The organism is Polyangiaceae bacterium (genome assembly GCA_020633235.1).
Classification (GTDB): Bacteria; Myxococcota_A; Polyangia; order Polyangiales; family Polyangiaceae; genus JACKEA01.
Genome location: JACKEA010000005.1, coordinates 341,294 through 353,095, shown reverse-complemented (window position 1 = coordinate 353,095; position 11,802 = coordinate 341,294). Strand labels below are relative to the sequence as shown.

Below are 11,802 nucleotides of genomic sequence, written 5' to 3'. Positions count from 1 at the left end.
CGGTTTCCAGCTACTCCGCCGTGGCGAAGGAGCCCAGCACGCGCAAGTACTTGGTGCTGCGCTTGATCGCTTCCAGCGCCGTGACCACCGCGCGATCCGTCACGTGACCGGTGACCTCCGCGAAGAACACGTAGTCCCAACCCTGCCCGCTGACGGGGCGCGATTGCAGCTTCTTCAAGTTGATGCCGCGTTCTGCGAAGTGCCGGAGCACGTCGTACAGAGCGCCCGGCGCGTCGTCCACGCTGAACAGCAAGCAGGTGGTGTCGTTTCCCGAGCGACTCGCCGGGCGCGCGCCGGCCACGCCGTAGCGGAAACGCATGTCCGCCGTGTCCCCGATGTTCGCGCGCACCACTCCGAGCCCCTGGGCCCGCCCTGCGGGCTCCGGAACCAGGGCCGCGCCGCCGTGGTCGTCCGCGCACATCTCCGCCGCCACCACGGGAGAGCGCACGTCGATGACGCTCACCTTCGCGAGCTCGCGCTCCAAGAAGCGTTCGCACGCGGCGTGCGCCGCCGCCGTCGCGAAGATCTTGTCGATGTCCGCGATGTTCTCCGTGCGGCTCATCAAGCTGTAGGTCGCCGGCATGGCTCGCTCCGCGACCAGCACCAAGTCCGTCTGCTCCAGCGCGTTGATGGACGGCTGCACGAGCCCCTCCACCGACGACTCGAAGGGGAACACGGCGTAGACCGCGCGGCCGCGCTCCACTTCGTCCAGCGCCTCGACCACCGTGGCGCACTCGAGGAAGCTGGTGCCCACGCCGAACTGCGCCTGCGCCACGGCGTGGCAGAAGCCACCCTCGGGACCGAGGTACGCGACCCGTACGGGTTGCTCCAGCGCGCGCCCCACCGCGAAGATCTCGCTGAAGATCGCTCGCAGGCTCTCTTCCGGCAGCACCCCTCCGCTCGCCGTGGCGAGCGCATCCAGGCCTTCCGCCTCGCTGCGGTCGAGCGCCGGTGCTTCTCCTTCCAAGAGCGCGCGGATGTCACGCGATGCGCGTGCCCGCTCCTCCAAGCGCTCCAAGAGCGCGCGGTCGATTTCGCTCAGCTTCTTCCGAAGCTCCTCGAGCTGTCGTTTCTTGTCGGCCATCTTCACCTACACATTTTAGCAGGTCTTCGCCCACCGGCGGGGCCGACGCGGTCGAAGTCTTCAGGCGGCTTGGGTGCCGTCCTTCTTGGCCTCGGTCTTCGGCTTGTCGGGCTTGGCGGGCTCGGTCTTTTCCGTCTTCGCGGGAGCAGTGGCGGTCGTGGACTTCGTCTCTCCAGACCCCGACTTCTTGGACCCGTAGCCGTCGGCGTACCAGCCGCCACCCTTGAGAATGAAGCCCTGGCCACCGGAAATCTGACGCTTCGCGGTGCTCTGCTTGCATTGGGGACATTCGGTGAGCGGGTCGGCGCTGATCGACTGTTCCGCTTCCCATTGATGCTGGCAGGCCGTGCACACGTACTCGTAGGTCATTTTCTGTGCTTTGCTAATTGCGCTCGGCTTCAGGCTCTGTCAACTGCTGCCGAGGGATGTTGGTTCGTCGCGATGCCCGGAGCGGGCCGGGGCTCGCGGCGGCAAGACAAAACCACAAGCCATATTCACGGCTTACTCGCTCCTTCTTTTCGTGCTTGTCTCGCTCGCACGCGCACTGTAGAAGTGTGCAGTGCCTCGCGTGACCATACATCACGTGCGGTGACGCTAGATGTCTGGCGCCCGACGAGGGCCAAGACCGAAAACAACAGTGCCCCTCCGGGGTCATCGTGAGAGCGCCGAGTCCACCAGCTGCTATAGGCTGGGGGCGGGCCAAAAGGGACGTTTTCGATGCACATCAAGAAGCTGGAGATCGCGGGATTCAAGTCCTTCGTCGACCGTACCGCGATCCACTTCGACCACGACGTCATCGGCATCGTGGGACCCAACGGCTGCGGCAAGTCCAACATCGTGGACGCCATCCGTTGGTGCATGGGTGAGCAGAGCGCGAAGCACCTCCGCGGCAAGTCCATGGAGGACGTGATCTTCAACGGCTCCGAGAGCCGCGGCCCCGCAGGCCTGGCGGAGGTGACCCTCACCTTCGACAACTCCGACCCGACGTACGCGGAGCTGTTGCCTCCGGAGTATCGCGACTATCCAGAGATCAGCGTCACGCGCCGACTGTTTCGCGATGGCACCAGTGAGTACCTGATCAACAAGACGCAGATGCGTCTGCGCGACGTGACGGAGCTGTTCCTCGGCACCGGCGTCGGCACCAAGGCGTACTCGATCGTGGAGCAGGGCCGAATCGGACAGATCGTCAGCTCCCGTCCGGAAGACCGCCGCCTGTTCATCGAAGAGGCCGCCGGCGTCACCAAGTACAAGCAGCGCAAGAAGCAAGCCGAGCGCAAGATGGAGCTGACGCGGCAGAACCTGCTGCGCATCACCGACATCGTCAGCGAGATCGATCGCACGCGCGCCTCGCTCAAGCGCCAGGTGGCCAAGGCCGAGCGCTACATCGCCTATCGCGCCGAGCTCGAAGATCTGTTCCTGCACGACGCCTCCCACAAGTACCTCGAGCTCACCGTCGTGGAGCGCGTGGAGCACGATGCCTTCAGCGCTTCCAAGGAGGGCGTGGAGGCCTCGCGGGCGCGGCTTTCCGAGGGAGAAACCCAGCTGGAAGCGGCCCGCAGCGAGGCCACCAGCATCGAAACGCGCGCCGACGAAACCGCCAAGGCGGCGTTCGAAGCCGACAACGAGGTCAGCGGTCTCAGCGCGGAGATCGAGCGCTCCCGGGATCGCCTGCACCACCTGGAAGAACGCCTCACCGCAGCGCGCTCCGAGCTCGACGAGATCCAACGTCGCCTCGCGGAGCATGCCGGCGAGAAGAGCGAGCTCGAGTCTCGCATCGAGTCGCTGTCGGCGGACGAGAACGCGCGCGAGGCGGACGCTGCTCAAGAAGACGCTTCGCTAGCCGATCTGCGCGCGGAAGAAGCGCGCGCCCTGGACGAAGTGCAGCGCCTGCGCCAGCTGGTGGCGGAGACCGGCGCCCAGGTCGCGGCCGTCAGCGCGCGGCTCGACGCCCAGGTGCAACGCCTGGCAGAAGCTTTCACGCGGCGGGATCGCCTCAGCACCGAGCGCGATCAGATGTCCGGCGAGATCGAGAACCTGGAAGCGCGCAAGCACGCCCTCGAGCGCAGCGTCGCGGAGCTCGCAGAAGGCAAGCGCCTCACGGCGCAAGAGCGCGAAGAGCTGGAGCGCGAGATGACGGGCCTGGGTGCGCGTCAGCTCGACAGCGAGCGCGCGGTGGACGCCGCCAAGAACGAGCTCGGACTGAAGAAGAACCGGCTGCGTGCCCTGGAAGAGCTGCACCGCCGCCTGGAGGGCGTGGGTGCCGGCGTCCGCGCCCTGCTCGGCAAGAACGACGCCTCCGTGGTGGGCATGATCGCCGATCGCATCGAGGCGCCAGAGGAGCTCACCGCGGCCTTCGCCGGGCTGCTCGGGGATCGGCTGCAGACGGTGGTGGTCAAGGATCTCGACCGCGGCGTGGAGCTCTTGAACGAGCTGCGCAAGAGCGAGCGCGGGCGCGCCAGCGTCGTGGCCCAACGCCCGCCCTATGTCGCGGGCTCGGTGCACGGAGTGGCGGCGCGCGACGCGGCCGTGCTCGGCGTGCTGTCGGACCGGCTGTTCTACGCGCCGGAGGACGAGCTCTTGGTGCGCGCCTTGGTGGGCGACGCACTCCTCGCCCAATCGCCGGAAGACGCCCTGGCGGTGGCCGCGCGCCACCCGGGCACGACGGTGGTGTCGCTGGACGGCACGGTGGTGCGTCCGGACGGCGTCATGAGCGGCGGTAGCGGGGACGACGTGGCGTCGGCCATGGTCGAGCAGAAGCGCGAGATGCGCACCCTGGCCGAGGACGTGGCCCAGCTGGAAGAGAGCTGCGGCCGTCTGGTCACGGACCACAACGCCCTGCGCGCGCGCATCACGGAGCTCGGCACGTCGCTCGATCGCGCGCGTGAAGGTGCCCACGAGGGTGCCCTCGCCCACATGAACGCGGAAAAGGACCTATCTTCCACGCAGGACGAGATCGGTCGCACGCGAAACCGCATCGCACAGTTGGATTCCGAGATCGCCGAGGTCGTGCGCACCATCGAGGGCGCCACCAGCGCGGAAGCCGAGTGCCAGAACCAGCGAGATGAGCTGGAGAGCCAGCTCGAGCACGCGCGCCACGCCCTCACCAAGGCGGAAGCGCTGGCCATGAGCTGGAACGACCGCGTGGCGGGACAGGCGGCGTTGGTCACCGAGCGCAAGGTGCGGCTGGCCCAGGTGCGCGAGCAGATGGACGCCGCCCGCGGCGCCTTGGAGCGCGTGGAAACCTCCATTCGGGATCTGAACCAGCGCGCCGAGCGCCTGGATCAAGAGATGACGGAGGCCGCCAGTGGAGCCGGCGAAACCGCCGCGCGCATCATGCTGGCAGTGGAAGCACGCAAGGATGCCAGCGAGCGTGCGCGGACGGCCCACGTGGAGCTGGACGAAGCTCGCGGACTGCTGGAGCAGGTGCGCTTCGCCCTTGGCACCCGCGAAGCCGAGCTCAAGTCGCTCCGGGACGAGCTGTCGGCCCACGACGAAGCCATGCGCAAGGCCGAGATGGCTCTGCAGCGCATCGAGCTCGAGCGCGAGCACCTCTTGGCCAACGTGCGGGATCGTTTCCGCGGCTTGGATCTACGCCGCGTGGTGGGCGACTACCACGCCCGACCCATGCCGGACGACGAGCAGCGCCGCCGCATCGACGAGCTGATCCAGCTCATCGACCGCATGGGTCCCGTGAATCTCGACGCCCAGGCGGAATACGCCGATGCGGAGCAGCGCTTCCAAGCCCTCGCCGCGCAGAAGATCGACATCGAGCGGGCGCTGGAAGACCTGGACCGCGCCATCAAGCACATGAACCGCGAGTCGCGGCGTCGCTTCAAGGAAACCTTCGACGCCATCAACGAGCTGTTCAAGAAGTCCTTCACCCGGAACTTCCGCGGTGGCCGCGCGGAGCTGCAGCTCACGGAGCACGAGGATCTGCTGTCCGCGGGCGTGGACATCATCGCGCAGCCCCCCGGCAAGAAGCTCGGCAACATCGAGCTCATGAGCGGCGGCGAAAAGGCGCTCACGGCGGTGTCGCTGATCTTCGCCATCTTCCAGTACAAGCCCTCCCCCTTCTGCGTGCTGGACGAGGTCGACGCGCCGTTGGATGAGGCCAATGTGGCTCGTTACAACGAGGCCATCCGCAGCATGACGGAGAACTCGCAGTTCATCCTCATCACGCACATCCGCAAGACGATGCAGTCGGTGGACGTGCTCTACGGCGTGACGATGGGCGAGCCGGGTGTCTCCCGCCTGGTGAGCGTCAAGGTGAACGAGGACGCCGTGCAGCGCAGCGACGCCCGCGCCCACAACGCCATCGGCAGCACGCCGCCGCCGGCCAGCGAAGACGCGACGCAGGTGGCGTGAGCCGGCAAGCACGCGCCAAAAAACGGAGCGATGGCTCCGCAGCTCGGGCTTCGTGCCGGAGCTGAGCGATATCGCGCCGCTCGATTCGAGGTCCGCCGCAACCGCGGTGGGCCGGCTGTCTCGCTGGGGTATCCTCATGACGTGACCCGCCTTCGAGCCGGAGCAACTGAGCCCCGAAGAACGCGCGACGCGCACACGCGATCGCCGCGCGGCCCGCAGAGCTCGACGTCAGCGACGTGTTTCACACACTGATGAATCTGAAGCGCACTCCCGCAGAGCGGCTGCGCAGAGGTCTCGTCCATGGCCGAGCTGGCGCTCACCGCCGCTGAACGCAAGCTGCTGGAAGAGCTCAATCGACTCGGTGTGCGCGTATCTGGTCGTCGAGATGAGCGCGGCGCTGGTGCAAGGCGCCTGAGGGATGACCGAAGACATCCATCTTTGGTTCGAACGCACGGACGACCCGCGCATCGGACAGGCCGTGCGTTCGGCGGGAGGCATCTCGATCTCCGGCAACTTCGGAATGATGCCTCCAAGCATTGGCGGCGACGAGCTGGAGGACAGATTCGACGTCGTCACCCACTGTCACGGCCTGCGGGACTTCAGCGCCGAACTGGGAGCCGCCGCCGAAGTTGACGTCGACGGCGTACTCCTGAAGGTGCTTCCGCCCGAACGCATCGTCGTAAGCAAGCGCGCCACAAATCGCGAGAAGGACGCATGGCGCTTCCTGCACTCGAAACTGCCCTGGCCGTCATGAAAGACGAGAAGGACGTAGCGGGATGACGCCAAGGTCAGCCCGCGCGTTTTCATCGAGCCGTGACGCGAGGCGTCTCGCGACTCAGGCGAACGATGGGCAGCGTGCCTGCGACTCTTCTTCGCATGGCCGCGCCGCCGCTAGCGTCGGCGACGGCGTCGACCGAGCACCAGCGCGAGGCCGGCCAACGCGAGGGCTCCGTAGCTCGGGCTTCGCGCAGGGGCCGTGCGGCAGCCGCAGCCGCCATCGTCGTCCACGGTGAGCGACTTGACGCCACCGTCGGCAGTGCCGCCATCGGTGATGATGCCGCCCGTGCCGCCAGTTGCGCCCGTGCCGCCAGTTGCGCCCGTGCCGCCAGTTGCGCCCGTGCCGCCGGTCGCGCCTGTGCCGCCGGTCGCGCCTGTGCCGCCAGTTGCGCCCGTGCCGCCAGTTGCGCCCGTGCCGCCAGTTGCGCCCGTGCCGCCGGTCGCGCCCGTGCCGCCGGCTCCCGCGACGCCACCGCTGCCCGCGGCTCCCGCGACGCCACCGCTGCCCGCGGCTCCCGCGACGCCACCGCTGCCCGCGGCTCCCGCGACGCCACCGCTGCCCGCGGCTCCCGCGACGCCACCGCTGCCCGCGGCTCCCGCGACGCCACCGCTGCCCGCGGCGCCGGCCGCACCCGCAGCCCCCCTGCTGCTCGCGCCGGCCGAACCAGCGTCGAAGCCGCCCGCGTCGAAGCCGCCAGCGTCGAAGCCGCCAGCGTCGAAGCCGCCAGCGTCGAAGCCGCCAGCGTCGAAGCCGCCAGCGTCGAAGCCGCCAGCGTCGAAGCCGCCAGCGTCGAAGCCGCCAGCGTCGAAGCCGCCAGCGTCGAAGCCGCCAGCGTCGAAGCCGCCAGCGTCGAAGCCGCCAGCGTCGAAGCCGCCAGCGTCGAAGCCGCCGCCGTCCGTAGCCCCGCCATCGAGAGAGACGGCTGCGTCTCCCGAGTCTGCCCCGCTGTCCGGCGTGATGGCCGCACAGCTCTTGGTAGCCGACGCGCTGTTCTTCGGAGCTGGCAACGCGACGACGAAGTCCGCGGAGTTGTCGTCCGTCTCGACGCAGCCGCCATCCTTGCGCTGAGCCGACGTCGTCGCCGACAGTGCGCCGGTTGCGGCCGTCTCCGCTTGGGTCGCGTTGCCGTAGCCGACGAAGTCGATCACGTTCGAGAGATCGCAGAGCGATGAGCTGCTGCCGCAGCCGCTGAGAACGCTGGCCGTGGGCACGAGGGCCACCTTGCCGTTGCTGCCGGACATGTTGATGCCACCCGTAGCGTCCGGGGTGGGCAGCGGGCTCCCCGTGCTCCCGCCGGACAGCTGCACCAGGAAGTAGCTTCCGGCGGGCACGCTCACGTCCGGCAGCGCGAAATCGTTGCTGCCGAAGTTGCCGGTGTTGCTCGCGTACTGCAGCGACAGGCCGTTCAGGGACTGGGCGGTGTTTCCGCGGTTGAACAACACAATGAAGTCGTGATCGTAGGTGGCCCCGCTATTGCTGCCGCCGCCGTAGACCTCTGCGATTACGAGCCCACTGCTCAGGGCCTGTTTCTGATGGGCCACCGGCTCTTCCGCGCTGCCGGCGCAGCCCGCAGCGAGAGCCGCCATGAAGGTGGGTCCCCATACACGAGTCCAACGTGCGTTCGTCATGTCGTTCCTTTTCTCCCCTGTGGCAATCGCCACATCACCCGACGCGACACACATTACCCCGCGTCAGCGGCGCGTCAATCACGTTCGGCGAGACCTGCGACGATAGTTGACGCAGGTCAGTGAAAATCCCGTGATCGACTGGCGACGTCGCGCCCCGGGACGTCCAGTCGCTCGAGATCGTCGACGATCACGTGGATCACCGGCGTTTGCTCCGAGCCTTCCGGCCGCGGCCCCGGCGGCACGTTCGGCTCCCGCTCCACGCGCCCCTTGGCCAAGAGCAGCGTGGAGTGCCGCGCCACCAGTCGCAGACGTTCGTACACGCGATTCCACAGCACCAAGTTCGCGAAGCCCGTCTCGTCCTCCAAGGTGATGAACACCACGCCACTGGCCGTCCCGGGCTGCTGCCGGCAGATGACGAGCCCCGCCACTTCCACCACGCGCCCCTGGGGCACGCCGACGAGGGACGCCGTCGTGGCCACGCCGCGCTTCGCCAAGCGCCCTCTCAGGTGCCGCATCGGGTGGTCGTCCACGCTGAGCCCCTTGCGGCCGTAGTCGAAGAGCAGCTGCTCCGCGGGCCGCAGCGGCGGGAGGTTTACCGTCGGCTCGCGCACCTCCAACGTCTCGAACAAGCCGCCGGTGCGCGGCGCCCGAGCTTTCCACACCGCCGCTCGCCGACCGCGGACCAATGGCTCCAGAGCGCCCGCCTCGGCCAGCAGCTCCACCTCGTCCGGGCGCAAGCCCACCCGCCGCACCAAGTCTCCCAAGTCCGTGAACGGCTGCTCCGCGCGGGCCGCCATCAGCCGCTCGGCGCTCGCCTGACGAAAGCCCTTCACCAGCCGAAAGCCGAGGCGAATGGAGCGCCGCGCACCCGGCGCCGTGCTCTCGATGCCCTCGCCCCCCGGCTCCAAAGTGCAGTCCCAGTCGCTCGCGCTGACGCTCACGTCCCGCACCTCCACGCCGTGGCGCTGGGCATCTTGAAAGATGGTGCTGGGCGAATAAAAGCCCATGGGCTGCGAGTTCACGACGGCACAGGCGAAGTGCGCCGGGTAGTGCGCTTTCTGCCAGCACGACGCGTACACCAAGAGCGCGAAGCTGGCGGCGTGGCTCTCCGGGAAGCCGTAATCGCCGAAGCCCTTGATCTGCTCGAACAGCGCTTCGCCGAACTGCCGGGGGATGCCCTTGTTCGCGAAGCCTGAAAGCAGGCGATCCTTGTGGCGCAGGAGCTTGCCGCTCTTCTTCCACGCGGCCATGTCCCGCCGGAGCTGATCCGCCTGCCCTCCCGTGTAACCCGCGCCCACGATGGAGATCTGCATCACCTGCTCCTGGAACAGCGGCACGCCGAGGGTGCGCTCCAAGATGGGCCACAGATCCGGATGCGGCGTATCGATCTTCTCTTCACCCTTCCGCCGCCGAAGGTACGGATGCACCATGCCGCCCTGAATGGGCCCCGGACGCACCAGCGCCACCTCCACCACCAAGTCGTAGAAGACCCGCGGGCGAAGCCGCGGCAGCATCGCCATCTGCGCCCGACTCTCGATCTGGAACACGCCGACGGTATCGGCGCGACACGCAAGATCGTACACGGCCGGATCCTCCGCCGGGATGCGAGTGATGACTTCCAGCGGATCGAAGTGCTCTTCCGCGCCGGACAAACCCCCATCTTCATGAATGCTCTTCAGGCACTTTCTAATGGCGGTGAGCATCCCCAGGCCGAGCACGTCCACCTTGAAGAAGCCGAGGTTTTCCAGGTCGTCCTTGTCCCAGGGCACCACCGTGCGATCCGGCATGCGGGCGGGCTCCACCGGCGCCACTTCCGACAGCGGCCGCGCGCTGAGCACGAAGCCCCCGACGTGAATGGACAGGTGCCGCGGAAAACCCTGAATGGCCCGCGCCAGCATCACCACCTTCCGAATGCGGTCGTCCCCCACGTCGAAGCCCATCTCCGCCAGGCGCTGATCCGCGAGCTCCGCCGTGTCCCAGTGCGTGATGGTGCCACTCAGTCGATCGATCTGCTCCAAGGACAGGCCGAACACCTTGCCGACTTCTCGAAGGGCGCTCTTGCCACGATAGCAGATCACCTCGCTGACCATCGCCGCGCGATCCCGACCGTGGCGGGCGTAGAGCTCCTGAATCACTTCCTCTCGCCGCTCGTGCTCGAAATCGATGTCGATGTCCGGTGGCTCGCTGCGCTCCGCGCTCATGAAGCGCTCGAAGAGCAGGCTGGAGCGCGCGGGATCCACCGCCGTGATGCCCAGCACGAAGCACACGGCGCTGTTCGCAGCGCTGCCGCGCCCCTGACACAGAATGCGTCGGGCCCGCGCGATCTCCACGATCTCCCAGGTGGACAGGAAGTAGGGCGCGACGCCGAGCTTTGCGATGAGCGCGAGCTCCTTTTCGATCTGCGCCGCCACTCCGCTGGGCACGCCGCCCGGATAACGCCGCCGCGCGCCCTCCTGGCTCAGGCGCCGGAGCTTCTCGTCCGCGGTCTCTCCCGGCTCGAGAGCACAAGGAAACTGATACCGCAGCTGATCCAGCGAGAACGTGAGCTCTTCGGCCACCTCGCCGGCGCGCTCCACCCAGGGCAGGTGCTCGCGAAACAGCTTCTGCATCTCGAGCTCCGAGCGCAGGAACGCCTCGGCATTGGCCCGGAGCGCTGTTCCCGCGCGATCGAGCGTGATGCCCTCGCGAATGCAGTGCACCACGTCCGCCACCGGCTTTCGCGACTTCTGATGAAAGAGCGGCCGCCCGCTGGCCACCACGTCGAGGCCGTATCGCTCGGACCAACGCTCCACTGTCGAAAGCCGTGCCGCATCCTGGGCATCTAGATGTCGGTACGCCGCGAGCACGACGCGATCCGAGAGCGCGTCCCGGAGGGTCCCGAGCTCCGCCTCGGACGGCGCGCCCGGGCCGGCAGGATCCCGCGGCGCGGGCACCACGACGGTGAGCCCCGCGTTCTGCTCCGCGAGCCACGCGAGATCGAGCGCGCCCTCACCCTTGGGCCGCTCCGCGTGGGCGCGGGTGAGCAGCGCGCACAAGTTCTCGTAACCCGTGCTGTCGCGCACCAGCAGCAACACCGTGGGCGCCTCGGCGAGCTGCGCGAGGCGCACCTCACTGGCCAGACTCTTGGAAACGCGGCGCGGCGCCACGGCCTCCCGCGGCTCGAGCACCAGCTCGGCACCGACGATCACCCGCTGCCCGCACTCCTTGGCCTCGGCGTGCGCTCGCGCGGAGCCATAGAGCCCCATGCGATCGCAGATCGCGATCGCCGAGTGGCCGAGCTCCTGAGCGCGCACCACCAGCTCCTCCGGATGGGACGCACCCCGAAGGAACGAGAAATTGGAGCGGGCGCAGAGCTCGGCGAACACGGAAGCGACCACTGAACACCCGAACAGTCAAGAGATCAAGCGCTCGCTATCCCTCGACGCATTTTCAGTGCGTTACTGACGATACCAATAGCCGCCGTGGCGGCACCAACCCGTGGACCAGCCGTCGATCTTGAGGCCGCCTTCGTCCACCAGCTTGAAGGAGATGGTGCGTTCCTTGGGCTTCGCACCCTTCGAGTACTCGAGCAGGCCCTCGATGCAGGTGATCTCCGTTCCCCCTTGCGTGACGCTCTCCGTGCCGTTGATGTCGAAGCCGCTGGCGTTCGTCATCCGGGCGGGAACCTCCGCGAGCACGCCCCCGGCAGCGAGGGCGTCGCGCCGGCTCTTCGACAGCAATGCCGAGGCGGCTGTCGCGTCCCTCGCGCCGACGGCGACCACGAAGCGCGTGGAGAGCTTGCCGGCTTCCGATCGGCTCGGGTGAATGGTGGTCATGTAGCAGCCGGCCAGCGCGGCCACGACCAAGATCACCCCGCCGACGACCGCGGCGACGTTCTCCTTCCGCTTGTTCTTGTCACGTGCGCTCCGCTGCGCCTCTTTCCAAAGCTCCTCGCCCTCCATGCTCCC

At 67.9% G+C, this 11,802-nt stretch carries 7 protein-coding genes; 2 read left to right on the top strand and 5 right to left on the bottom strand.

Going from position 1 to position 11,802, the window contains the following annotated elements:
* Nucleotides 1-10: 10 nt before the first annotated feature.
* Complete coding sequence (locus H6717_27405; GenBank protein ID MCB9580787.1) at nucleotides 11-1,090, bottom strand: ACT domain-containing protein; 1,080 nt, start codon at nucleotides 1,088-1,090, stop codon at nucleotides 11-13.
* Nucleotides 1,091-1,144: 54 nt separating this feature from the next.
* Complete coding sequence (locus tag H6717_27400) at nucleotides 1,145-1,453, bottom strand: zinc ribbon domain-containing protein (protein ID MCB9580786.1); 309 nt, start codon at nucleotides 1,451-1,453, stop codon at nucleotides 1,145-1,147.
* A gap of 348 nt (nucleotides 1,454-1,801) precedes the next feature.
* Between H6717_27400 and smc the strand changes: the two genes are divergently transcribed.
* Together smc and H6717_27390 are read left to right on the top strand one after the other, a co-directional pair.
* Nucleotides 1,802-5,449 (top strand): chromosome segregation protein SMC, encoded by a 3,648-nt coding sequence (gene smc, locus H6717_27395; GenBank protein MCB9580785.1) that lies wholly within the window; start codon nucleotides 1,802-1,804, stop codon nucleotides 5,447-5,449.
* A gap of 418 nt (nucleotides 5,450-5,867) precedes the next feature.
* A complete protein-coding gene (locus H6717_27390; protein MCB9580784.1) occupies nucleotides 5,868-6,203 on the top strand; it encodes a hypothetical protein in 336 nt (111 codons plus the stop codon).
* A gap of 137 nt (nucleotides 6,204-6,340) precedes the next feature.
* Here H6717_27390 and H6717_27385 read toward each other — a convergent pair whose 3' ends face one another.
* The 3 genes from H6717_27385 to H6717_27375 form a co-directional block, all read right to left on the bottom strand.
* Nucleotides 6,341-7,855: a lamin tail domain-containing protein gene (locus H6717_27385; GenBank protein MCB9580783.1), complete on the bottom strand. Its 1,515-nt coding sequence runs from the start codon at nucleotides 7,853-7,855 to the stop codon at nucleotides 6,341-6,343.
* 116 nt (nucleotides 7,856-7,971) lie between these two features.
* On the bottom strand, nucleotides 7,972-11,232 hold the full coding sequence (locus tag H6717_27380; protein MCB9580782.1) for an error-prone DNA polymerase: 3,261 nt from the start codon (nucleotides 11,230-11,232) through the stop codon (nucleotides 7,972-7,974).
* A gap of 60 nt (nucleotides 11,233-11,292) precedes the next feature.
* Nucleotides 11,293-11,796 (bottom strand): hypothetical protein, encoded by a 504-nt coding sequence (locus H6717_27375; GenBank protein ID MCB9580781.1) that lies wholly within the window; start codon nucleotides 11,794-11,796, stop codon nucleotides 11,293-11,295.
* Nucleotides 11,797-11,802: the final 6 nt, after the last annotated feature.

What these genes read in the sequence shown, in the direction of transcription:
- H6717_27390 (MCB9580784.1), top strand. Translation starts at nt 5,868, where the DNA reads ATGACCGAAGACATCCATCTTTGGTTCGAACGCACGGACGACCCGCGC.
- H6717_27400 (MCB9580786.1), bottom strand. Translation starts at nt 1,453, where the DNA reads ATGACCTACGAGTACGTGTGCACGGCCTGCCAGCATCAATGGGAAGCG.
- H6717_27385 (MCB9580783.1), bottom strand. Translation starts at nt 7,855, where the DNA reads ATGACGAACGCACGTTGGACTCGTGTATGGGGACCCACCTTCATGGCG.
- H6717_27375 (MCB9580781.1), bottom strand. Translation starts at nt 11,796, where the DNA reads ATGGAGGGCGAGGAGCTTTGGAAAGAGGCGCAGCGGAGCGCACGTGAC.
- smc (MCB9580785.1), top strand. Translation starts at nt 1,802, where the DNA reads ATGCACATCAAGAAGCTGGAGATCGCGGGATTCAAGTCCTTCGTCGAC.